Annotated in this window: 18 protein-coding genes and 1 pseudogene; 6 read left to right on the top strand and 13 right to left on the bottom strand. The window is 36.6% G+C overall.

Translation table 11 applies throughout. The annotated features are described in order from the left end of the window. Window positions 1-103: 103 nt before the first annotated feature. The 6 genes and pseudogenes from V4B18_RS06760 to thiC all read right to left on the bottom strand — a co-directional run bounded on the left by V4B18_RS06760 (window position 104) and on the right by thiC (window position 5212). The gene (locus V4B18_RS06760; RefSeq protein WP_455475674.1) at window positions 104-862 is read right to left on the bottom strand and encodes a hydroxymethylpyrimidine/phosphomethylpyrimidine kinase; all 759 of its coding nucleotides are present in this window, start codon (window positions 860-862) and stop codon (window positions 104-106) included. Further along, window positions 853-1458, bottom strand: a complete 606-nt coding sequence (locus V4B18_RS06755; protein ID WP_455475673.1) for a thiamine phosphate synthase — start codon at window positions 1456-1458, stop codon at window positions 853-855. Before V4B18_RS06755 ends, V4B18_RS06760 begins: the two co-directional genes overlap by 10 nt. Continuing rightward, window positions 1455-2228 (bottom strand): thiazole synthase, encoded by a 774-nt coding sequence (locus tag V4B18_RS06750; RefSeq protein WP_455475672.1) that lies wholly within the window; start codon window positions 2226-2228, stop codon window positions 1455-1457. The genes V4B18_RS06755 and V4B18_RS06750 overlap by 4 nt, the downstream gene beginning before the upstream one ends. 4 nt (window positions 2229-2232) lie before the next feature. Continuing rightward, window positions 2233-2430 carry a sulfur carrier protein ThiS gene (gene thiS / locus V4B18_RS06745; RefSeq protein WP_455475671.1) on the bottom strand — a complete coding sequence of 66 codons (198 nt, stop codon included), beginning with the start codon at window positions 2428-2430 and terminating at the stop codon, window positions 2233-2235. A gap of 3 nt (window positions 2431-2433) precedes the next feature. After that, window positions 2434-3384 carry a glycine oxidase ThiO gene (thiO, locus tag V4B18_RS06740; protein ID WP_455475670.1) on the bottom strand — a complete coding sequence of 317 codons (951 nt, stop codon included), beginning with the start codon at window positions 3382-3384 and terminating at the stop codon, window positions 2434-2436. Beyond that, window positions 3381-5212: pseudogene (gene thiC, locus V4B18_RS06735) on the bottom strand (phosphomethylpyrimidine synthase ThiC). Before thiC ends, thiO begins: the two are co-directional and overlap by 4 nt. 2142 nt (window positions 5213-7354) lie before the next feature. On the opposite strand from thiC, the gene V4B18_RS06730 reads away from it, so the two are divergent. Beyond that, window positions 7355-8341 carry a phage tail protein gene (locus V4B18_RS06730; protein WP_455475669.1) on the top strand — a complete coding sequence of 329 codons (987 nt, stop codon included), beginning with the start codon at window positions 7355-7357 and terminating at the stop codon, window positions 8339-8341. 487 nt (window positions 8342-8828) lie between these two features. Here the strand turns inward: V4B18_RS06730 and V4B18_RS06725 are convergent, their stop codons facing one another. From V4B18_RS06725 to V4B18_RS06705, 5 genes are all read right to left on the bottom strand, one after another. Then, entirely contained in the window at window positions 8829-9623 is a 795-nt protein-coding gene (locus V4B18_RS06725) for a heme ABC transporter ATP-binding protein (protein WP_455475668.1), read from the bottom strand. Continuing rightward, window positions 9620-10717 carry a FecCD family ABC transporter permease gene (locus V4B18_RS06720; protein ID WP_455476556.1) on the bottom strand — a complete coding sequence of 366 codons (1098 nt, stop codon included), beginning with the start codon at window positions 10715-10717 and terminating at the stop codon, window positions 9620-9622. Before V4B18_RS06720 ends, V4B18_RS06725 begins: the two co-directional genes overlap by 4 nt. A 4-nt stretch (window positions 10718-10721) precedes the next feature. After that, window positions 10722-11624: a heme/hemin ABC transporter substrate-binding protein gene (locus tag V4B18_RS06715; protein WP_455475667.1), complete on the bottom strand. Its 903-nt coding sequence runs from the start codon at window positions 11622-11624 to the stop codon at window positions 10722-10724. A 16-nt stretch (window positions 11625-11640) separates the two neighbouring features. After that, the gene (locus V4B18_RS06710) at window positions 11641-12684 is read right to left on the bottom strand and encodes a hemin-degrading factor (RefSeq protein ID WP_455475666.1); all 1044 of its coding nucleotides are present in this window, start codon (window positions 12682-12684) and stop codon (window positions 11641-11643) included. Window positions 12685-12963: 279 nt separating this feature from the next. Further along, window positions 12964-15144 (bottom strand): TonB-dependent hemoglobin/transferrin/lactoferrin family receptor, encoded by a 2181-nt coding sequence (locus V4B18_RS06705; RefSeq protein ID WP_455475665.1) that lies wholly within the window; start codon window positions 15142-15144, stop codon window positions 12964-12966. A gap of 236 nt (window positions 15145-15380) precedes the next feature. Here V4B18_RS06705 and V4B18_RS06700 point away from each other — a divergent pair, with 236 nt between their 5' ends. After that, window positions 15381-16151: a TonB family protein gene (locus tag V4B18_RS06700; protein WP_455475664.1), complete on the top strand. Its 771-nt coding sequence runs from the start codon at window positions 15381-15383 to the stop codon at window positions 16149-16151. 109 nt (window positions 16152-16260) lie between these two features. Here the strand turns inward: V4B18_RS06700 and V4B18_RS06695 are convergent, their stop codons facing one another. Then, on the bottom strand, window positions 16261-18363 hold the full coding sequence (locus V4B18_RS06695) for a lytic transglycosylase domain-containing protein (protein WP_455475663.1): 2103 nt from the start codon (window positions 18361-18363) through the stop codon (window positions 16261-16263). 252 nt (window positions 18364-18615) lie between these two features. Here V4B18_RS06695 and dapA point away from each other — a divergent pair, with 252 nt between their 5' ends. Further along, a complete protein-coding gene (dapA, locus tag V4B18_RS06690) occupies window positions 18616-19494 on the top strand; it encodes a 4-hydroxy-tetrahydrodipicolinate synthase (protein ID WP_455475662.1) in 879 nt (292 codons plus the stop codon). A 25-nt stretch (window positions 19495-19519) separates the two neighbouring features. Then, window positions 19520-19996, top strand: a complete 477-nt coding sequence (gene smpB / locus V4B18_RS06685) for an SsrA-binding protein SmpB (protein ID WP_455475661.1) — start codon at window positions 19520-19522, stop codon at window positions 19994-19996. Between the two features lie 46 nt (window positions 19997-20042). Here smpB and V4B18_RS06680 read toward each other — a convergent pair whose 3' ends face one another. After that, the gene (locus V4B18_RS06680; RefSeq protein ID WP_455475660.1) at window positions 20043-20711 is read right to left on the bottom strand and encodes a uracil-DNA glycosylase; all 669 of its coding nucleotides are present in this window, start codon (window positions 20709-20711) and stop codon (window positions 20043-20045) included. Between the two features lie 536 nt (window positions 20712-21247). Between V4B18_RS06680 and rpoZ the strand changes: the two genes are divergently transcribed. Further along, window positions 21248-21646 (top strand): DNA-directed RNA polymerase subunit omega, encoded by a 399-nt coding sequence (gene rpoZ, locus V4B18_RS06675; protein ID WP_455475659.1) that lies wholly within the window; start codon window positions 21248-21250, stop codon window positions 21644-21646. Between the two features lie 127 nt (window positions 21647-21773). Then, entirely contained in the window at window positions 21774-23999 is a 2226-nt protein-coding gene (locus V4B18_RS06670; RefSeq protein ID WP_455475658.1) for a RelA/SpoT family protein, read from the top strand. Window positions 24000-24015 lie beyond the last annotated feature (16 nt).

Here is a 24015-nt window from a genome sequence, read left to right as displayed (position 1 = left end):
TAAACCAGACAGAATTATTCTTCAAGCTTTATGATGTTTTCGTTACTAATCTCTGTATGAGAACGTTGATAAAGCGTGCATTAAAAAATAACAGAATGTTAATTTAGCATTTTTTTTGGCAATGATCAAAGAAGAGTGTGTAGGTATATGCTTTTGCTTTTTTTACTGCTTCAATTATAGATTCATTTAATGCTAAATGTGCCGCAATAGCGCTTGATAAAATGCAACCTGTTCCACGCATTGTTCCTGTTAAGCGGGGAGTAGGAATATTTATTATTTCAGTTTTGTTAATTAAACTATCAGTTGCAAGAGGGGTATTTGTGTGCCCACCTTTTACCAATATATAGCGCGAACCAAATGACAGAAGCTTTTTTGCTTGTTGTACTGCTTCTTCATGATTAAATGCCAATGGGCTTTGGCTAAGAATAGCGAGTTCTTCTATATTCGGTGTTAAGAGATAAATATGAGGGAGCAGTTGCTTTACCATAATTTCTACAACTGTTTCTGTTGTTAATTTTCCTCCTGATGAAGCAACAAGCACAGGATCAAAAATAACAGGAATATGGGGATAGTCTTTTAGTACATTACAGATTGCTGTTATAATTGTTTTGGTACCTGTCATACCAATTTTAATTGTATTTATTGGATTAGCCTCTAGAGCTGCACGCATTTGCGCAGCAACAATTTTTTCATCCATTGGAACAATTTCGGTAACGTGATCATCATTTTGCACGTTAACAGAAGTGATTGCTAAATTTGCTTTTACTTGAAAATGTGCAGCAGTTTCTATATCACGAACAATACCGGCACCTCCTGTTGGATCAGTCCCAGCGACAATAAGAATAGAAGGTATCACCGCCATGCTTGTGTTGCCTTTATCCACTGTTTCACACGCTCTTCGGGATTTTTATGGAAGATAATATCGGTTACAACAGCAGCACTATTTGCCCCTGCTTCTAATACATCAATTGCGCGCTCTGGTGTTAAACCACCAATGCCAACCAAAGGCAGAGCACCAATCTGTTTTCTCCATTGTTTTATTTTTTCTAATCCTTGTGGCATCCATTTCATTTTTTTTAAGATGGTCGGGTAAATAGGACCAAGTGCAATATACTCAGGATTAAAAGATATAGCGATATCTAATTCATGTTCATCGTGTGTGCTAAGACCAAGTTTAATACCATTTTTACGAATTGCGGAAAGATCAGCATTGCTTAAATCTTCTTGTCCGAGGTGAATAAAATTGCATTTTTCATCAATTGCTAGTGCCCAATAATCATTAATAATTAATTGTGCTCCAAATTTATCGCAAATATTTTTTGCGCGTTTTATATGTTGGCGAATTATTTGGGGGGGGGCATTTTTCATACGCAATTGTACGAGTTTATTTCCAAGAGGAATCAAACGCTCAATCCAATCAGCACTATCAACGATGAGGTAAAATGGATCCAATCTCATGAAAATACTGCTTTTCCAATAATTGGCGTTGAAGGAACCGCCATATTTCGTGCTTCAAGAATGCCAGCTTTATATCCCATGCGTCCTGCCTTTACAGCTTTAGAAAAGGCTTCAGCCATTAAAACAGGATCATTGGCCTTAGCAACTGCTGTATTAAGAAGTATTGCATCATATCCAAGCTCCATAGCAACGGCGGCATGCGAAGGACGTCCAATACCAGCATCGATAACAAGGGTGATATCAGGAAGGTAAGCGCGGATAGAACGCAATCCATCAGTATTATGAGGACCTTTAGCTGATCCAATAGGAGCACACCAAGGCATAATAACGCGGCAACCAACGTCTAAAAGTTTTTCAGCAACAATAAGATCATCCGTTGTATAAGCAAAAACTTGAAAATCTTCATTGCTTAAAATTTGCGCTGCTTCAATTAAGGAAAAAACATTTGGCTGTAAAGTATCAGGATTGCCGATAACTTCGAGTTTAATCCAAGCTGTTTTAAAAAGATCTCGTGCTAGTTTGGCAGTTGTAACAGCTTCTTTAACAGTGTAACAACCAGCGGTATTAGGGAGTACTGTTATATCAAGTTCTGTAAGAAATTGCCAAAATTGTCCACTTTGTTTTCCTCCTGCGGTTTCTCGGCGCAATGAAACTGTTACAATTTCTGTACCAGATTTATGAATAGCATCGCGCAGAACTGTCAGTGAAGGATATTGAGCTGTACCTAACATAAGACGGGAAGAAAATTTGCGTCCGTAAAGATTCAGCATAATTTCAGCCTCCTTGCATTGGGCTTAAAATTTCAATTTTATCTCCTTCATGCAAAACAAATTGGCTTCGTGCATTTATAGGAATGACTTCAGCATTAACAGCGGTTGCTAGCCACTCGCCTTCATAACCCAATTTTTTAAGCAATAGATTAAGAGTGATGACTTCTGTTTCAATTATTTCACCATTAACAAATATTTGCATGCTTCACTCCAATGCTAATTTTACGGCTTGTTTTGCCATTTCTGGAGATAAAAGAAAACCATGTCTATAAAATCCATTAACGAAAATATGATTACCATGTTTCTGTACGTAAGGGAAATTATCAGGATAGCTCGGCCGTATACCAACGCCGGACTCGATAATTTCCGCTTCAGCAAAGGCAGGATGCAAAGTGTAGGCTGCATTAAGTAATTCCATCATTGATCGCACAGAGATAGCACCACTAAAATCACTTTCAATCATTGTTGCTCCAATCATAAAAATGTTATCTTGTCGGGGGACAATGTAGAGTGGAATACGCGGATGAAGAAGACGAATTGGACGAGAAATTTTAATATCTTTGCTGCGCACTAGTAACATTTCACCACGCACGCCTCGCATATTTTTGTCTTTTTCTAAACGAGCTATTCCTGTTGCATCAATGATGATATCAAAATTTGTTTCAGATGTTTTTACATCAACAAAACATGCTCCATTTTTTATGAGATTTTCTTTTAAAGCGATAAGCGCTTTGCGAGGATCAATATGTGCTTCATTTTCATAAAAGAGTGCACAGCTAAAACGTTCTGCGAGATCCGGTTCAAGATGAGCTATTTCTGCACTATTTATGGTTCTATGATTGTGCGTGCGTGTTGAAAATTGTTCAAGCTCTACCATATCCCGTGTAGGTGCAACAACTAAAGTTCCTCTTTGTGTCACAAGATTGGGAAGCGTTTTACTCCACCATCGTATAGCTTTTATGCCGAGATCTTCAACAATTTGTTTAGCATTTTCTCTTTCACAGTAAGGTGCTAGCATTCCTCCTGCATACCAACTAGCAGTTCCTATAGGAGAATGAGATGGGGCTGATACAGTAACAGAAACTCCTTTTTTCTGTAACATGAAAGCAACTGTTAAACCGCCTACGCCCGCACCTTTTATAAGAATATTTGTCAACTGTTTACTATCTTTTTTTGAGTAGGGTTAACTTCTATATAAAGATCACCATTTTTTTGATATTTTTCTGCCATGGTGATCATACCTTCATTCTTTATTTTTTTTCTGCTGCATCACGAATATCATGAGAAATACGCATAGAACAGAATTTTGGCCCACACATAGAACAAAAATGCACCAATTTATGAGCCTCTTTAGGCATGGTTTCGTCATGAAAAGTACAGGCTGTTTCTGGATCAAGAGAAAGATTGAACTGATCATGCCATCGAAAATCAAATCGTGCTCGCGATAGAGCATCATCACGCAGCTGTGCTCTGGGTAAACCTTTAGCAAGATCAGCAGCATGTGCAGCAATTTTATAAGTAATTACGCCAATTTTGACGTCATTTTTATCAGGAAGCCCTAAATGTTCTTTGGGCGTTACGTAGCACAACATAGCAGTTCCAAACCATCCAATCATAGCTGCACCAATTGCTGATGTAATATGGTCATATCCGGGAGCTATATCAGTTGTAAGAGGTCCCAAAGTATAAAAAGGCGCCTCATGACAAAGATCTAATTGTTTATCCATATTTTCTTTAATTTTGTGCATTGGTACATGACCTGGCCCTTCGATCATAACTTGCACATCTTTTTCCCACGCAATTTTTGTCAATTCTCCCAAAGTCTTAAGTTCAGCAAATTGAGCTTCATCATTGGCATCAGCAATAGATCCAGGGCGCAGCCCATCTCCTAATGAAAGAGAAATATCATACATACGTGCGATATCACAAATTTCATCAAAATGTTCATAAAGAAAACTTTCTTTATGGTGATATAGACACCATTTTGCCATAATAGAGCCGCCCCGTGAAACGATACCTGTTGTGCGATTAATGGTTAGAGGGATGAAAGGTAACCTTAGTCCTGCATGAATGGTAAAATAATCAACACCTTGTTCTGCTTGCTCAATGAGGGTATCGCGAAAAATATCCCATGTTAAATTTTCAGCAATACCCTGTACCTTTTCAAGTGCTTGATAGATTGGAACAGTTCCAATGGGAACTGGAGAATTTCGAATAATCCATTCACGAATATTATGAATCCCCCGACCCGTTGAAAGATCCATAACTGTATCGGCTCCCCAGCGAATGGCCCAAACCATTTTATCAACTTCTTCTGCCATAGAGGAAGTAACTGCTGAATTGCCAATATTTGCATTAATTTTAACACGAAAATTGCGTCCAATAATCATTGGTTCGCATTCTGGATGGTTAATATTTTGAGGAATAATGGCGCGTCCACAAGCAATTTCATTGCGAACAAATTCTGCAGTGTAAATTTCTGGGATTGATCCATCAAATATTTCTTTTGATTGCGTTTTTTTCTGATCTTTTAACGCTAGACCTTCATTTTCTCGTATAGCTACATATTCCATTTCTGCAGTAATGATGCCTGCACGTGCATAAGCCATTTGTGTAACTGCTTTACCATTTTTTGCTCGCAAAATCGGTCTTTTTTGTTCAAAGATCGGTGTAGGATTTTTATCATAGGTTAGTCCATTATCTTCAGGTTTCACTGGTCGTGCAGGATACGCCTCAGTATCAGCACGTTGAGACAGCCAAGATGAGCTAACTTCTGGCAAACCTTTTGTAATATCAATGGTCATATTTTGATCGGTGTAGGGACCAGAAGTATCATAGACATTTAAAGGTTTTTCACCGCTTCCTTCTGTTAATGAAATTTCGCGAAATGGTACGCTTACATCAGAAAAGAGACGACTCTGTTGATAAATTTTGCGCGAAGCGGGAAAGGGGTTGCAATTGATTGATGGAGTATTTTTTTGCACAAACTTTTTCCTTATGACACATAGTTCAAAAACAGGTTACGATGTTAACAGAGGTATATTCGAAATTATTCAATCACATGTGCTTGAGTTTAAGAGACGCGCATCATGCGGCTTTCATACAAGAACGCATTCGATAAAATTCAATAAATTTCATTGAAAAATAGATGCAACATCTTCAATAATATTTGCATTACATACCCCCTTTAGTACTTTTATCAGCACAGATATATGTTTGGCTTAAATACCTATATTGTCAATCACAAAGATACGTTTTTAATGATTTTGAAGAATTTTTTGGAAGTTAAGATAGTTTTTCTTAAAGCTGAGTGCTGATTTTTAGACATTTTTTTGAGCTATACACTTTATAAAATATAGATCAAAATTTTTTTTGCAAACATTCTATTATAAAAAAGAAAAATGGTATGAACTCTTTCTATACAACGTTTTTATTTTTGTAGAAAACAGATAACTATACAGTTTTCAAAGAAATTTGTGATGTTTTAAAAATAATGCTCACTTCCTCATTCAGAAAGGGGAGATGTGCAAAAGGATAGTTAAATTTCTTATTTGGCTTTTTAATATGAAAACCTATTTCCCAAATATCATCAGACATCACGAGAATAAAAAGCTTATAAAGTAGTGGTTGTTATTGTGGATGAATATGCAAAAACTTAAAACACTAAAGCAAGCTGAAAGATAAATATTACTTTGGTTATCATTAGTGCACAAAGAAGATAAAAATTAAAAAAATGGTAAAGACAAAAACTTTAGGCAGACGAATAAGAAATATGGTGGTAATAATTTATCTTTTGTTTTGAAAAGTAAGGTTTAAATTTTTGACTGCTTTATTATTTTAAAAAAATTTTATCTCTCTAAATTGTAGAAGAGAAAAGTGGTGTTATGAAATATGAAGCAAGGTGTGTTTAAAACTCTTCATAAGACGGGATGATGGGATAATTAAAATTATTTCAAAGCTTATTTTGATATTGTGTAAGAAGGAAGAAGGTCAATATTATTGGATTTTTTAAAAAAGTTTATTATCCTTGCAAAGAGGTTTTACATATATTAAAATATGCAAACCGGTGGTGTTTAGTGTGGGGAGGAATGAGTTACAACGCATCAGCTTTGAAGAGCAAAGGGTGCTTTTTACAGGACATGGCGTTACTGAGTAAGAATTTTGAGAGCTCAAAGAGAAATTCGGTACATCTTTTAAGTTTTATAGGAAATAGGTGATGCATCTTTAAGTACTGTAGAGTGCGGAGGATGATAGTTTTAGATAAGATCAGAACGTAAGAATTTATCATATAGGTGCATTTTCAGTGATGTATCGAGTTTAAGGGGGGCATTCAAGAAGAGTGTTTATGGTTGACTTTTAAAAGATAACTTGCAGAAATGGGTTTAGTAAAACGAGGTACGCTTAAAAGGAATCTGCTTGTAAATGAAGTGGGGTAGTGCGAAGAATTCAGAATAAATCTTCTTTTAATGTATTTGAGAGAGAAAGCTATCATAAAAATTATAGCCTATTTTCACTTAAAATAAAGTAAGGCAGTTTATGGAGGATTTGCGATTACGAGGTAAAAGATCAAGTTATTGCACAATTTTTAAAGCGTAGAAGCGAAATATAAGAACAGACCGCATGAAGTTAAATAGGACTTCATAAAAATTCCCAGCGTTTCAGCATTTTTCATTAGTCTAAAAGACGATTACATTCAATAGTGGGTTATATGGATCCATAACGGGGAATAATATTTTAAACTTCATAATAAGAAGAGGGATACCTAAAACGTATCCACATAGTCACAGCGAACAATAATAAAATAGTCACAGCGAACAATAATAAAGCGAGTAACAAAAGTGAAGTGATTATATCATAAGCAAAAGATTCGTGTTGCTTTTACCAAAGAAGGAGGTGTGATTGATTTAGTTTGTTGAATCAGAGGGAACTAAAAAGAAACAAAATAAGCAAATACATGTGATACAGCAAAAAATGATGAATAAAACCGGTAGTAGCAGAGTTTTTGCATTTTAATACATATTTACAGATTGAGACCATTAATTAGCCTATTAAAAGGGACAGTTGGTTGTCTCATATAATCAGTAGAAAGATAGCTAGAAGATTTATTGAAGAAGAAGGGGGGAATAATGTCTGATATTTACGATTGGTCGCTAACGGCTGACGAAAATGCGAATTCAGATAATATCATTAATTGGGCAGAAGGTCAGCCGCCTAGTTCTGTCAATGATAGTGCAAGAGCAATGATGCAGCGCGTGCGTGAATATCTTGCAGATAGTGGAGGCTCTATTGATTCACAGTTGGTTGTGAATGCAGAGAACAACACAACATCAATAATGTTGAAAACAGTTTCACCTATAGAAAAATATAAGAATGATATCATTATACGTTTTAAAGCTCCGAGTATAAATGTTGGTTCTACCACAATAAACATTAACAATATAGGAGCAAAGGCACTTTATAAAGCCATCAATACGGGTATTGTACCATTAGAAGGTGGTGAGCTACAAAAGGGCGGTATTTATGAAATAGTTTATAATGATGGTACATCAATAAAAGATCGTGATGGCTGGTATTTATTAAATCCAACTCCTCTTCCACCACCAAAGATAACAATCTTTCCTGCTGGGTTTATTGCTACTTTTGCTATGCAAAGACTGCCAAGCGGCTGGCTTTTATGCAATGGTGCAACCTATAAGAGTAAAGATTATCCGCAATTATTTGAGGCAATAGGGGATCAATGGGGAAAAGACAGCGAGACAACCTTTAAAGTTCCCGATTTTAGAGGAATGTTTTTGCGCGGCTTTGATGATGGTCGCGGTTTAGATCCAAATAGAACTTTTGCAAATATTCAAAAAGATAGCATAAAATTGCATACACATGCTTGTACTATTGAAAATGCGGGTGAACACGTGCACAGTATGACTTGGAATGAAATTACTTGGCCACCGCCGTTTGGTTCCGTTGGTCTGTACGATCCAAATTATGATTTTAGAAGAAAGACAGACAAGACATCCCCTTCTGGTATACACACGCACAAAGCAACTATTTCTTCAACTGGTGAGGCAGAAACGCGGCCTGTGAATACAACTGTTGTTTATGCCATAAAATCGTAAGACTTTATATTACAAATAATCATCTATCACTGGATGATCTCAGTTGACGCGGAGAAAATCCGCGTTACTTCCTGTATGAACAATAAGTTGATTAATATACTATGAATTAAAAGAGTTGAAAGTATAAAAACAATATTTGAGCAAATTTTCATTCGGCAATTTTAACTATCTATACTAATAATATGCGATTTATTATAAACAAAAACCGGTTAAAAGTTATTTTTTGTACACATATCAATGCAAAAAACAAAATTAATGAGAGCTTATCGTTAAGTACGAATGTATCCCTTTTAGAGCGTATAAGGTTATAATATTTTCAATTTTTGGTAGAAAAAAACAATTCCAGTAATATATTTGTGATGCTGCTTTCTATAAAAAAGAGTTAATTTTAAAATAAAATGACTCTTAAATATATTTGCATATCCTATTTTGTTATTTAATTTAAGTTTTAGGTTTAATCAAATGGCTTTTGAACAAATTGCTAATTTCATAAGGAGGATGCAGTTTGTGGCAATATGAAAGGAATATCTCCTTTAGGCAATTCAGAAACAGTTAAAGAACAGTGATAAGCAGAGCGCAAGTTGTTCGTTGTCAGAACAGTAGAAGCACTGCCTTCACAATAAATTTCTCCCTGCTTTAGCAGTATCATTTTATTTGCATAATGTGCAGCAAGATTGAGATCATGGAGAACAGCAAGAACACCACCACCAGAGTGAGCAAAACTTTTGGCAATATCCATGACAATAAGTTGATGTTGAATGTCGAGGTTAGCAATAGGCTCATCTAGTATCATCCAACGAGGGTTTCCATTATAAAAAGGTTCCCAGATTTGGCAAAGTACACGAGCAAGCTGTACCCTAGCTTGTTCTCCACCTGATAATTGGTGATAATATTGGTCACTATAATCAGCTAGACCAACGCGCTTTAAAGCTTTATGGGGAAGATCACGCAATTCAGTCTTTGCAATGGTGCATTGGTTTACAGAGAGTCCAAGTTCCACCACTTCACGAACTAAAAATGGAAATGCTAACGTTGTTGATTGTGGTAGCACTGCACGCATTGTTGCCATTTTATAAGCTTTTGTCTGAGCAACATCGTAACCATTTAAGGTTATTTTTCCATTGTAGGGAATTTCTCCACTTAGTGCTTTGATAAAGGTACTTTTCCCAGATCCATTGGGGCCGATAATAATAGTGAGATCCCCACTTTTGGCTTGAAAGTTAATGTGATGCAGGATCTGTTTTTTTCCGCGTTGAACGCAGATATTGATTGCTTCGATCATGAAAAATTTTTTCCCCGTTTACATATAAGGATCCAAAGAAAAAAAGGTGAACCGAAGAGTGCGGTAACAATTCCGATTGGCAATTCTGCAGGTGAAACAATTAAGCGTGCAAATATGTCCGCAAAAATGAGTAATGAAGCTCCCAATAAAGCAGAATAAGGAATAAGATAGCGGTGATTTGAACCAATTAGCTGACGCAAAATATGTGGAACAACAATACCTATAAAACCAATACCACCACTAACAGCAACTGCGCTACCACACATAAGTGCAACGAGGAAAATAGCAATATTTTTAACCCGTTGGATATGAAAACCGATATGGCTAGCCACTGCTTCCCCAAGAGTAAGAGCATTAAGTGCTCGTGATAAAAAAGGGGAAAAAAGAAGACCAGCACAGATAAAAGGTAAGACGAGCCAAACTCTTAGCCATGTAGCACCTGCAAGAGAGCCAAGACTCCAAAAAGTAATATCACGCAATTGTTGGTCATTTGCGATAAAAATTAAAGTTCCTACAACAGCGCTACTCAATGCACCAAGAGCAATACCTGCCAAAAGTATTATTGCAATAGATGTACAGTTATGACGTGTTGCTATTGCATAAAGAATGGTTGTTGATAAAAGTCCACCAAAAAAAGCACCTACAACAACTTTGTAAGGCTCTAAAAAAGATGCAATTGAAGAAGGAAAAGCAATACCAAAAACGATTGCTAAAATAGCTCCAAGACTTGCTCCCGCTGATACACCTACAATTCCAGGATCTGCTAGAGGATTACGAAAAAGTCCTTGCATGAGAACACCTGAAACAGCCAAAGCCGAGCCAATTAATAATCCTAAGATAACACGAGGAAGTCTTATATCTATAAGTATGAGATAATCACGAGTTTTACTGCTCACCGAAAAATCTTGCGTAAGCATTGTATGAATGAGATTAAGGAGAGAAGCATTTGATGCACCATTCAAGAGGCCTCCAAAAACTCCCAAAATGAGGAATATTATTAAACCTAATAATAAAATCTTTCTCAAATTGGTACGGTTTATTCTTTTACTCTCTTTTTCTTCATAGGTATGCATTATAGACGTATTTTTTACCATTTTTTCAGCTCTTACCATTTTGATTGGCACCATAAAGTATATTAATAATCTCTTTTGATGCATTTGCGGTGCGTGGACCAAATCCTAAAAGATACATGGTATCCATCTGTTTAATGGCATTATTTTTTGCTGCAGTTGTCGCTTGGATGGCTGGTATGGCTAAAATTTTATCAATATTGACAGATTTTCTACCGTACTTTGCAAGCAAAATCACATCGGGATCTAATTTCAATAGCGCTTCATTATTTAGAAGTTTATATCCTTTATAATCGGAGACGGCATTGATCCCACCTGATAGTTTTATCATACTATCAGCAGCTGTACCTGTTCCAGATGCCATAACGCGTCCATTCTGTACGGATAAAATAAAAAGAACGCGCTTTGGTTTTGTTACTTTTGCTAAAAGTGCATCATTTTCCATGAAATCACGATTTACTTTTTCAATCAGTACAGTTGCTTGCATTTCCCGCTGAATAGCTTTTCCAACGAGATGAATTTTTCTTATTACATTTTCACGAGAGTAATCCTCTGGTATAATCACTATAGGTATTGATGTTTTTTTGAGAATATCAATTGTTGAAGGAGGGCCGCTTCCTTCAATAAGCAATATACCTTCTGGTTCTAGTGATAAGACACCTTCAGGTGAAAGAGCGCGCATATATCCAAGAACAGGAAGTTTGAGTGCTTCTTGGGGATGGACACTTGTGCTATCACGAGCGATAAGTTGATCTTGAGCTCCCAATGCATAGACAATTTCTGTAAGCGCTCCACCAATGGAAACGATCCGCGCATTTTCAGAAAAACGTGTTGTGGGTTCAGCAATTACTTGTTTAGAAAAATAGGTAAAAAAAAGTAGTATGCTGATAAGAAAAAAGCTCAAAAATTTACGCAAAAGAAATGCGAACATATCCAACTTAACCTTTCTAAGTTGTTGCTGTTTTTTGGATTGAAGGCAAACTATTCAATAAAGAGCGCCAATCCTCACGTTCTTGTTTCCTTTCCTTTCGCAGACCAAAGAACTGAATAATCATTTCACCATTTTTATTGAAAACTTCAAGTGAGCTGACATAACCATCACTTGTAGGTTTGCGGACACGCCATACATTATCAACTCCGGAAATTAATAAATGCATATGAAATTTTTTATCGAGAATATTAAGCCAAGATCCCACTTGTTTAATGTTTTTTACTTGCCCACTAAAAATTTGGATACATCCTTTGTTGCCAACAAAGCACATAATTGGGACTTCTCGTTGAGCGATTTGATTAAGCATAATTTCAATAGATTCTATTTTTACTTCATCAGCAAATTCATTCCCGGCATATTTTACAGCATCATTTCGACTAATTTTAAATTCAGAAATAATGCTTTGAAGCTGGTGTACATCAGTCATTCTCCGCCAACTATCTCGGAATTTTTCAATATCCAGATTTGTGGGATCATGTTGGGTAGGAGGAGGATAGTGAGATATATTAAGAACAGATGATTGATCCTCATGAAGCAATTTTTCGACAAGTTTAGCCCATTCTCCCATATGGGTTATATCTTTAGAATAAAGCTTAAAAATGGCATCGCCATATTGATTAAAAAACTGTAGGCTTTTTATGGGTTTCTCAAGAACAGTCATGTCATATTCAAAACAAAATTTCCATTGTTTTGAAAAAATACGCAAGTCAATTTCACCAAGTGTAAAAGGAACATGTTGGTTTTGAAAAATCTGTTCAAAACATCCTGTTACTTCGTGAACAGCATGCTCATTGCGTGTCAACGCTAAAACTGTTCCAAGTTTAGGAGCATTTTCCAAAAAAGTAATAACATCAGCTTGCAGTCTTTTTGCTTTTCCAATCGTACAATAAGCTGCAATAAGTTCTGCTTCAGATATGCCAATAGAGCTCGCAAAATCACGATTATGCATCTCTTTTTTTTCTTTATGTAGATGAATAATTGCTTCGGCTGTATATGACATAAACTTTCCTTATTTTACTTAATGTTACTCATTGGTAATTAATTTTTTAATTTTACAGTTCCTAGGTAATGAGTTGAACCATCATTAGTGAATAGTTCAACTCATCACAAAATAATTCATTATTATCAATAGCATAATAACAAAAGACCGATAAATTATGAGTAATTAAAACTTGTATCCTCAAGTTCTTATGGTTCAAAAAACTATGGAAAAGAAAACACAATAATTCACTTTTTTACCGGTATAGTTTTTAATTGATCTAATAATTAACTAACATGACTAAAATTTTTGCACGAACGATACTTTAAAATTACGACCGGGCTGACTGTAATAATCTTTTGGTGTTTTACTTTTGCTGGTTGGAAAATCTGATACATGCCAATATTTTTCATTAAACAGATTATAAACACCAACTCTTATAACAGGTCCATTTTCACCGAACGGTTTCCACCAACCTGAGACATCAACAATTTTATATCCTGGTATATTTAGATAATCATCAGCTTCTTTAGCAACTTTGTCACGTTTAGCTGCTATAGTAAGCGCAACGTCTGTTCCCCAAGATTTTTTTGCGTATCCTAATCCGATAACTGCTTTTAAAGGTGGAATTGAGTTAAGGTACTCATCTTTGTCAAGGTCTTGTCCTTGCAAATAGGAAAGGGCAAAATTGCTGCGAAGACCACTATTAAAAATTAAATGCGCTTTTGTTTCAACGCCAAAAATACGCACGTTCGTACGATTTACATAATGTCGACGTGAATGTATAAATTCTTCTGATGGTCCTTTATCTGTGGTATCTATAAAATCTCTATATTGATTGAAAAAGGCGCTGACGGAACCGCCCAAGTTAGCATTTCCATATCGTATACCAACATCGTACCCATTACTTGTCTCTGGCTTAAGATCAGGATTGCCCTTAACATAGTAAAGAGAAGGTTTGATATAAGCAAGATAAAGCTCAGAGACACGTGGTGCTCGAAAACCTTGTGCCCATTGAGCATAAAATGTCACTTGATCACGAACGTCCCATTCCACACGTAATTTAGGAGAAAAACGTGAACCATTTTTTTCTGCAGGGTATTTTTCAGAATGGAGTGCTTTATCATAAGAGGATGTTTTAAGAGGGGTGTGTTTATACCAGTCATAACGAATCCCAGGTGTTACGCGAAAACGGTTATCAGCAAAGCTAATTTCATTTTCTAGAGCGAGGCCAAGATTATAACTATCCGTGTCTGGAGATTCTGAACGGTTAGCTGGCAAATAGGCGCATCCTCGTGCATTTTCCTTCAAATGACAATTGTCTTTACCCAACATATAATGATGAAATTGAGATGACAAAACATTGGTGGCAAACTTTAATGTGTGACTTACATTATTAGTATTCACTTTTTTGAGCGCATTCGCACTAAAACCATAATTAGTATCGCGCACAAGATTATCCCTTAGATATTCTCCTATTGGTGCTGCTACACGATGCCCACTCATAATATGATTATTTGACTGTTTTTGCCAATAAAGCTGTCCGTGAAACGCGTCAAAAAGTGCGTCTCCATTGCCGTTATAATCATAAGAAAAAGATAAACGTTCACGACGTTTATTATCTTGATCATAAACAGAACCTCTAGAAAACCTTGAAGAAGCATTCAATGAATGAGTATCTCTATAATGTCCAAAGCGTTCCGCTGTAAAACCAATCCTGTGGTTATCACCAAAATATTGATGAATTTTAAAAAGCAAATTAGTTTGGTCAAAATCAGCAGGATTTGGACGAGAGCGCCCTTCATAGCCCTCTATTGTTCCCATATTTTTGCGTTCATGACCCTCTGTACGAGATCCTTGGAAAAGCAAAAATGTTTGGGCGTTACGTACTGCGACAGCTTGATCTACACGCCAACTGTTATCTACAGAATCATATCCACCTTTTATAAGACCTCCCCAATTTTTTTCTCCAGTAATAAGGTCTTCAGGATTAAGGGTATGTAAAGCAATAATTCCCCCTAATGCACCAGATCCATAAAGACTAGAATCTGATCCTTGAATAATATCCAGCATAGAAAGTGCATTAAAATCAAATGTAGTATTTCCGCCTTTTCCCCGCACGCTGTCCTCAAACCACGGAATAGTAATGCCATCTATTGTTGTGAGCACACGATCTCCATCTAATCCACGAATCACAATACTATTTTTCTTTGGATTATAATTTATGGATGGATCAAGACGACCAACATCCTGCATGTTACTTATTTGTTTTTCATCAAGATTTTCAGCGGTTTTACGATCGGTTAGAATAGTAACTGAATTTGAAGCATCTTCTACTTTTTTTCCCTTAATGACTATCGGCTTGAGTTCAGTTACAGCATCTTTGTCATTATTTTGTGCAAAAGCGAATGAAGGTAGACAGATCGAAAGTGTGCTTAAAACTATGTAAGTCCTATAAATATTTTTTCGTCTTATTAGCATGACACATAATAACCTTTTCTAAGTGCCCCTCTACACCGCTAAAATTTACATACAAAAACATTTGACTTGCCGATAATAAAATTAACAGCCAACCAAAAATGATTTGAGGTTAACAAAACCACTGAGAAACCATATTAAACATGACAAAATCAATCAAGAAAAAAATTGCAATTTTAAAATAGCTTGTTTTAATAGGGGCAAGCACTAGTATTAAGCTAATATAGCGGTGAAAAATTATGGATTTTGCAAATATTAGACGGTCATTAATTCTATGGATCAGCGCGTTTGTCGGTGCTATCTCTCTGCATGTAGGATTAGGAGCACAGTTTTATTTTCGTAGTGCCGGTGTAAGTAATGGTACTCTTTCGCAGACGATGCAGACGATTATGCTTACTTTTGTGCAAGATCAAGAGAGCGTAAATCCAGATATCAATACAGATCTGCAAAATGTTGACGCAGATACATCGAATGTCAACACGGATCCAGAAGTGTTGCAGTCTAATTTTTTAAAGCAAGAATCAAAGATATTAGAATCAGTGGATGAGGTTCAATCAGAAGAAGTTAAAAATACTTTGGAAAAAAATGATTTTACAGTACCTATTCCTAAGGTAGAGCATAAAATGCCTGCTAAAAAACGAAGAACAAAGGCCGTAACAAAACAGCTCGATGCAAAGGTCGTCCATACGCCTACTATTAATTATGATGGTAATGCGGCAACTCTTGAGAATGCGTTGTTGGCAGAATGGTTGGCAAAGGTACAGGCACAATTAGAAAAACAAAAAAATTATGTTGTACGACAGCGTACCAGTCGTGCAAAAGGAACAGTGCAGTTAGAATTTAGAGTACACGAACAGGGAGATATTTTTTCTAGACGTATTGTATCTTCTTCTGGTGATAAGGAGCTTGATAGATTAGCTATGGCGGCACTTCAACGTGTTGGTACTGTTCCATTTCCTCCACCGTCAAAGGTGAATAAAATTATTAGAGTATCTTTGATATTTAGCTGATTTTAAATTTTTTTTATTAATTTCACTCGTTTATTGCTATGATTTCTATCATGCTGTGCTTTATGAAGAAGACAGAATGATTGCTTTTTTAATGAGTCAGGTACTTTATCTATCGACCAGCAACAAGATCAGCTTTTATGTCTGTTGTTCCTATAAGTCTGGCTTTGTAGATTTCATAATTTTCCATGACGCGCATCACATAGTTACGTGTTTCTGTATAGGGGATGCGTTCTATCCAATCGATAACTTTATCAAGCGGTTGTCCTCGAGGATCTCCATAACGTTTTATCCACTCATTGGCGCGACGAGGGCCCGCATTATAACCAATAAGAGTTAGTATATAGGATCCGTTAAAGCGTTCTAACTGATCACCTACAAAATAATAGCCTAATATAGCGTTATAACCGGCGTCACTTCTAAATTTTTGAGGTGACCATGCGATTGAATGCTTCTTTGCAAGTTCTTTTGCAGTTGTTGGCAATAATTGTAATATTCCTTGTGCACCTGCTTTTGATATAGCTGTTGGATTAAATTCGCTTTCTTGGCGCGCAATAGCATAAACTAGTGCTTGTTCTGCTGCAGAAATATTGACCGATGCTGGAATAGCACCGATAGGATGAGAAAGTGCACCGACATTTTTTCCTTGAAAAACAGCAGTCTTTCCAATTTTAAGGCTAGTATGATAGTCACCATTTTTTTCTGCCATAACTGCCAGAAGAGCTAATTCGCCAGGGCTTTCTATTTTTTTACCGAGTTCTTTATAAAAAATTTTAGCAAAATTATCATAACCAGCTAATTCAAGTCGTTGAATTGCTTGAGTAGCTTTTCGTGTGCTAAAACGTTGCCGTTCAGCTTTTGTTGGTTTAGGAAAAGAGATGTTGAGTTTTTTTAGATTAAGCTGTGAAGCTGCTAACTGACCATAATAAGTTGAACTAAAATGGGCTGCACGGTGAAAATAATGTTGGGCATTTTCATGTTCTCCTAAAATTTCCGCTGTTTTCCCCATCCAGTAGTATCCACGAGATGCTGAGAGAGGTGCAGAAGATAACTTGGGAATGAGAGAAAAATGGTGCATTGCCAACTTGGGATCATGAAGAAACCGAAGTGCATACCATCCTGCATGAAATTCAACATCGATAGTTATAGCCAATGAAGATGTTATACCCATATGAGTCGCAACGAGTTGATAAGCAATTTGGGGTTTATTTAGATCGAGCATTTCGCGAGAAAGAACACGTCGTTCTTTCCACCACGCATCAGGGTTAACAAGACTTAATGAATCTCTAGGTGCTTTCATAATGAGTGCTGCTGCTGCACTATATTGTCCAGTTTTGCGAAGATAGCGAATTTGAGCAAATTGTAAAAGAGGATCTTTTTGCCATGATCGATCAACTGCTTGTAACTTTTGTATGGTGTTAGGATCATTTTTTTCAACGGCAATAAATGCGTTAAAAAGAGACTGAGCATGAGCTAATTTTGCAACCCGCTCAGCTGAATCAAATCGATGTGCATAAAGCATAGACTGCATGCGTTTTAGATGATCGATAGGCTTTAATGCAGCACTTGCATTTTTAAGAACAAGCTCTTCTTCTTTTGCATTGAGATTTGCTTTATGCCACCATGGTGCAATGATTTGCCGTGCACGAGTTGTTTGTTTCGTTTCAATAAGTGCTTTAGCAAATGCTGTCATACCTTCTGCTGTAAGGGGAAAATGGTGAGAAAACTTTTGGATAATTGCGTATGCAGAATTGACTTCATTGATAAAAGCACGTTCAGCATTGCGCTGCATGATGGTAATCCCTGGCCACTCTTTTAGCTCGTTAATTGCATTGAATATTTCAGAACTTGGTACGTTGTTTTTGCTTGATATACTGATCGCCCATGTCAAAATATGACGGTCAAGGCTATTTTTTTCCATTGCATTACGAATGCTTATGGTTTTCGCAATGTTATTGTTTGATAGCTCATAGAGACCAGTTTTTAATTGATTGAGCGTAGTAATATTGCTAATCGTGGGAGTATTATGGGCTGTTGTATAGGTTCGTTTTAGTTGCGGAATGGGTTTTTCTTTAATGGTAGGTCGAGCCAAGGGGATTGGCGCTTTCCCGTGCAAAAAGGTTGTTTGTGAAAATGCACTTGAAGATAGAGTTTTTGCAGTCAGTATAAATGCAGTAAAAGCTGATACAAGAAAAAGGGTGAAAAATGCACGCATAGAGAAAAAAACCTCGAGACTTTGCTTTTTGTTAACCTTTAAGATTTTTAAAACAGAAGCATAAAAAATGGGTTAATGTATGTATGCCTCTTTGAGGGCAAGGATCAGAATTAAAAAAGATATACGCTATATTATTATGAAAGCTTGTGTGAAATTCGTCTTGCTTCAATGAGAGAGCAGGATTATGTTCTGTCATTAGCAGTTTATAAAGTCGATCTTTTTTAATAAAGCTAACATTATAGGGAGTTCATCATGCTCAAGGGAGCCGTGACAGCGCTTATCACACCGTTTGATGACAATGGGGCTATAGATAAAAAAGCATTTTGCCGTTTTGTTGAGTGGCAAATCATGCAAGGTATTAACGGTGTAAGCCCTGTCGGGACAACAGGAGAATCAGCAACTTTAAGTCATAAAGAACATAAGCAAGTTATAGAATTGTGTGTTGAACAGGTTGCTAAGCGCGTTCCCGTTATTGCTGGAGTAGGATCAAATAGTACAAGCGAGACTATAGAGCTTGCACAACATGCAGAAAAGGTAGGTGCAGATTTAGTTTTGGCGGTCACACCTTATTATAACAGGCCAAACCAGCGTGGTTTATATACGCATTTTTCTTCTCTTGCGAAGGCTATTTCTATTCCTATTGTAATTTATAATATTCCTGGTCGATCTGTTATTGATATGTCCGTGGAAACAATGAGAGATCTTCGTCAAAATTTTAAAAATGTTATTGGCGTTAAGGATGCGACGAGCAAAATTGAACGTGTCAGTGAACAACGCGAAAAGTGCGGTAAAGATTTTATACAACTCTCTGGTGATGATTGTACAGCATTAGGTTTTAATGCTCATGGGGGAGTAGGGTGCATTTCTGTTTCATCTAATGTTGCTCCAAAGCTTTATGCAGAACTTCATGCTGCTTGTTATCGTGGTGATTATAAAACAGCACTAGAGTTAAATGATCGTTTGATGCCTCTCAATCGTGCAGTATTTGTAGAACCAAGTCCTGCAGGTATTAAATATGCAGCTGCAAAATTGGGGCTTTGTGGCGATACTGTTCGTTCACCGATTGTTCCGTTGACAGATGCTACAAAGAAAATTATTGATGCAGCTTTACAATATGCAGGTCTGCTTTAAAGGGTAAAATGATATTGACATAGCCATGAATAAAAAAAAGACTGCACCAGTACGAAAAATAATTGCTGATAATCGTAAAGCTCGTTTTAATTTTGAAATTCTCAGTAATATTGAGGCTGGTATTGTGCTTCAGGGAGCGGAAGTGAAATCTTTGCGTTCCAATCATGCTAATATCGCTGAAAGTTATGCTAGTTTTGAAAGTGGGGAATTATGGTTGGTTAATAGTTATATTCCTGAATATACACAAGCTAATCGTTTTAATCATGAACCGCGCCGTTTGCGTAAATTATTAATTTCAAAACGTGAAATGGCTCGTTTTTTTAATGCGACTTCTCGTGAAGGAATGACGCTTGTTCCACTTAAGCTTTATTTTAATCAACGAGGGCGTGTTAAATTAGAGATTGCTTTAGCACGTGGGAAAAAGCTTTATGATAAACGCGAAACGGAAAAAAAACGTGATTGGGGACGCGAAAAAGCAAGGCTTTTAAAAAGATATGGATAACAGAATTAATTTGTAGATCCATTTTTTAAGTACTGCTAGGGCAACTTTAGCATTGATCTAAGTATGTTTTTGCTGCTTGAAATATTCGATGAAACATAGCATCTGTCAGTCGACCAGTATTGGTATTATAACGTGAGCAGTGGTAACTTGCAAAGATGCGTAGTCTACCGATATTACTTATTTCTCCATGTTTGAAAGGGTGTGCTAAAACCTTAGCGTTTAGGGCACGTACAGTTGAATGATGTGCAATGGTGCCAAGAGTGATAACGGCTCTAAGTTTAGGAAGATTTGTTAAAAGAGGTGAAAAGAAATACCGGCAAGTATTAATTTCGGTGCTAGTGGGTTTATTTTCCGGTGGAACACAACGAACTGAATTGACGATTGCTGTATCAATCAATTCAAGACTATCGTCTGTTCTTGCTTCAAAAGTGCCTTGAGCAAAGCCAAACTTTTTTAAAGTAGAATAAAGTAATTGTCCAGCGTAATCACCAGTAAACGGGCGTCCAGTTCGATTTGCTCCGCGTAATCCAGGAGCAAGCCCAATAATCAAGAGGCGTGTTGTGGCTGCACCTGTAGAGGGAAAAAATGGATTTACTGGCGCGTTGTACCAGTTTGGTTCTTTTATACGCCAATCAGCGATAAATTTGTGCAAGCGAGGACATAAATCGCAATCTTTTGGCGGTTCTGGACAAAACGATGTTAATTGACTATTCATGGCGATAGGCATTGATTATTTTTATAAACAATCTCATTATGAATATAAACGAACTACTTTGTAATATGGCTTATTCATAAAATCATTACCAATTATTTTTGCAAAGAGAAACAACTTTTTAGTAATTTACTTTATGAATTAAACGTTAATAAATATTCTTTAATGGGATAAGATTTTTTATTTTTAACTTATGTATTTCCATAACTAAAGTGTGCATTGAATCGTCGTTGTTTAGAAAAATTTTTAATAAATGTTGGCAATAGTGATGTTGCTTTAAAAATTATTTCAAGAAACAGTTTTGTTATTCAAGATACATTTTTATTTGAAATTAATGCTATTGTTTTTTATTCTAGGACAGCAGTCATACTGATTTCAATAAGCCGTGCACCTTTTATAAAGCCTACAAAAATTTTATTAAATAAGCTTTTTGGCAAAAAAGATTGGAACTTTTGTTGTTTTTCTTGTGTTTTATTTCGATTATTGTATATACTGTGCGCTTGATATGAAATTTTAAAACCTTTAAGAAAGAGGCGTGAATGGCTCGCGTAACGGTAGAAGATTGTATTGATAAAGTCGATAATCGCTTTGAATTGGTGCTTTTAGCTGGGCATCGGGCGCGTCAGATTTCACAAGGCGCGCAGATTACTGTTGATCGTGACAATGATAAAAATCCAGTTGTAGCTTTGCGTGAAATAGCAGAAGAGACATTGTCGCCGGCTGATTTAAAAGAAGATCTTATTCATTCGTTGCAAAAACATGTGGAAGTGGATGAACCAGAAGTTGCAAGTGAATTTATTTCTCACTCAAGTGGGGTTGGAAGTGTTTTTGGTGCTTCGTCAGAAGAGGAGACAAGTTCCTTTGATCACATGTCAGAAGAAGCTTTATTAGCAGGTATCGAAGGTTTGGTCATTCCAGAAAAGAGTGACGATTATTAAGTTTGACGGCTCGTATTACGAGAATTAATGTACGTTGTCATGTTGAGGTATTTTCTTTTTGCCTTTTATTAATGAGATATTCAATAAGAGGTGGTTGGGTTTTAGCAATATTAAAGGATATGCTTTTATGATGCGTCAGTGTGAACTTGTTGAGCGTGTTCAGCGTTACAAGTCTGACGTAGATGAAGACCTGTTAAACAGAGCTTATAATTATGCGATGCAAAAACATGGTCATCAGAGACGCGCATCAGGTGATCTTTATTTTTCTCATCCCTTAGAAGTAGCTGCTATTTTGACAGATATGCGATTGGATGAGGCAACAATTGCTGTTGCTCTTTTACATGATACAATTGAAGATACGAGCGCTACGCGGGTAGAAATTGATCAACATTTTGGTCCTGAAATTGGTAAGTTAGTTGAGGGTCTTACAAAGCTTAATAAACTTGATTTTGTATCGAAAAAGGCAGTACAAGCAGAGAACCTTCGTAAGCTTTTTATCGCTATTTCTGATGATGTGCGTGTTCTTTTAGTCAAACTTGCAGATCGTCTTCATAACATGCGCACCCTTGCTGTTATGCGTGATGACAAGCGCCGGCGAATTGCTGAGGAGACAATGGACATCTATGCGCCGCTTGCTGGTCGTATGGGCATGCAGGATATGCGTGAAGAATTGGAAGATCTTTCTTTTTTTTATTTAAACCCAGAAGGTTATCATACTATTACTAATCGGCTTTCTGAGTTATCAAAGCGTAATCGTGATTTACTTTCCACGATTGAAAATGAATTAACAAAGCTTTTTTTTGAACATGGTATTAAAGCTGATGTCAAAAGTCGTCAGAAAAAATCTTATTCAGTCTTTCGTAAAATGGAAAGCAAGGCGTTATCTTTTGAACAATTATCCGATATTTTTGGATTTCGCGTAATTGTTGAAACTACGGATGATTGTTATCGTGCTCTTGGTGTTATCCATACTACGTGGCCAATGGTACCTGGTCGTTTTAAAGATTATATTTCTATACCAAAGCAGAATGATTATCGTTCCATTCATACAACAATTGTGGGGCCTTCAAGACAACGCGTTGAGCTACAGATTAGAACTGCTGCTATGGATGAAATTGCTGAATATGGCGTTGCAGCACATTCTCTTTATAAAGAGCAAGGTTCTAATTATTCGATTTCAAAGTTATCAAACGAAACGAATGCATATGCATGGTTGCGTCAGACGATCCAGTCTTTATCAGATGGAGATAATCCGGAAGAGTTTTTAGAGCACACAAAGCTTGAACTTTTTCAAGATCAAGTGTTCTGTTTTACCCCAAAAGGTCGATTAATTGCTTTTCCACAAGGTGCGACACCTATTGATTTTGCTTATGCAGTTCATACCGACATTGGTAATTCTTGTGTTGGTGTAAAAATTAATGGTCGTATTATGCCTTTAATGACCAAATTAAAAAATGGTGATGAAGTTGAAATTATACGTTCACAAGCTCAAATTCCGCCAGCGGCGTGGGAGTTGCTTGTTGTAACGGGGAAGGCGCGTTCGGCTATTCGTAAAGCAACTCGCGCAGAAGTACATAGACAATATTCGGGTCTTGGATATCGTATTCTTGAGCGTTCGTTTGAATATATAGGAAAACAATTTTCAAAAGATGCTCTCAAGCCAATTTTACCACGTTTGGCACGCAAAGATGTAGAAGATGTATTAGCAGCTGTTGGACGTAGTGAATTGCCTTCTGTTGATGTAATTAAAGCAGTTTATCCGGATTATCAAGACAATCGTGTAATCCAAAAGCCGTCTTTTAAGACTGAAGAAGAGGGTTGGTTTAACATTGAAAATGCTCAAGGGATGATTTTTAAAGTTCCAGAAAAGGAAGATGGTATTTCGGAGAATGAGTCTCAACGCAAAGCATTACCTATTAGGGGAACGCGTGGAGATATTCCTGTTCGATTTTCTCCTGAAGGGACTGTACCAGGAGATCGGATTGTCGGCATTATGCAACCAGGTGAAGGAATCGTTATTTATCCAATACAATCTTCAGCTTTGATGGCGTATGATGATCAGCTAGAGCGATGGATTGATGTGCGTTGGGATATTGATGCCCAAATGCATGAACGTTTTCCTGCTCGGATAAGTGTTTTGGCTGTTAATAGTCCTGGCTCTTTGGCTGAAATTACGCAAATTATTTCAGTAAATGATGCCAATATTCAAAATTTATCTTTTATATGTGCGGCACCAGATTTTACAGAAATTATGATTGATCTAGAAGTTTGGGATTTAAAGCATTTAAATCGTATTTTTTCTCAGTTAAAAGAGGCAAGTTCTGTTAGTGCAGTGCGTCGGGTTTATGGATAAAGAATGAAAGATTTTG

The organism is Bartonella sp. B17, from assembly GCF_053795755.1.
Note: the sequence above shows the minus strand (reverse complement) of the source record. Positions and strands in the feature narration are given on the sequence as shown.

Coding starts and splice junctions, on each gene's coding strand:
- V4B18_RS06680 (WP_455475660.1), bottom strand. CDS start 20,711: ATGAATAGTCAATTAACATCGTTTTGTCCAGAACCGCCAAAAGATTGC.
- smpB (WP_455475661.1), top strand. CDS start 19,520: ATGAATAAAAAAAAGACTGCACCAGTACGAAAAATAATTGCTGATAAT.
- V4B18_RS06695 (WP_455475663.1), bottom strand. CDS start 18,363: ATGCGTGCATTTTTCACCCTTTTTCTTGTATCAGCTTTTACTGCATTT.
- V4B18_RS06670 (WP_455475658.1), top strand. CDS start 21,774: ATGATGCGTCAGTGTGAACTTGTTGAGCGTGTTCAGCGTTACAAGTCT.
- V4B18_RS06730 (WP_455475669.1), top strand. CDS start 7,355: ATGTCTGATATTTACGATTGGTCGCTAACGGCTGACGAAAATGCGAAT.
- V4B18_RS06700 (WP_455475664.1), top strand. CDS start 15,381: ATGGATTTTGCAAATATTAGACGGTCATTAATTCTATGGATCAGCGCG.
- V4B18_RS06720 (WP_455476556.1), bottom strand. CDS start 10,717: ATGGTAAAAAATACGTCTATAATGCATACCTATGAAGAAAAAGAGAGT.
- rpoZ (WP_455475659.1), top strand. CDS start 21,248: ATGGCTCGCGTAACGGTAGAAGATTGTATTGATAAAGTCGATAATCGC.
- V4B18_RS06755 (WP_455475673.1), bottom strand. CDS start 1,458: ATGAGATTGGATCCATTTTACCTCATCGTTGATAGTGCTGATTGGATT.
- thiS (WP_455475671.1), bottom strand. CDS start 2,430: ATGCAAATATTTGTTAATGGTGAAATAATTGAAACAGAAGTCATCACT.
- V4B18_RS06725 (WP_455475668.1), bottom strand. CDS start 9,623: ATGATCGAAGCAATCAATATCTGCGTTCAACGCGGAAAAAAACAGATC.
- V4B18_RS06715 (WP_455475667.1), bottom strand. CDS start 11,624: ATGTTCGCATTTCTTTTGCGTAAATTTTTGAGCTTTTTTCTTATCAGC.
- V4B18_RS06760 (WP_455475674.1), bottom strand. CDS start 862: ATGGCGGTGATACCTTCTATTCTTATTGTCGCTGGGACTGATCCAACA.
- V4B18_RS06710 (WP_455475666.1), bottom strand. CDS start 12,684: ATGTCATATACAGCCGAAGCAATTATTCATCTACATAAAGAAAAAAAA.
- dapA (WP_455475662.1), top strand. CDS start 18,616: ATGCTCAAGGGAGCCGTGACAGCGCTTATCACACCGTTTGATGACAAT.
- V4B18_RS06705 (WP_455475665.1), bottom strand. CDS start 15,144: ATGCTAATAAGACGAAAAAATATTTATAGGACTTACATAGTTTTAAGC.
- V4B18_RS06750 (WP_455475672.1), bottom strand. CDS start 2,228: ATGCTGAATCTTTACGGACGCAAATTTTCTTCCCGTCTTATGTTAGGT.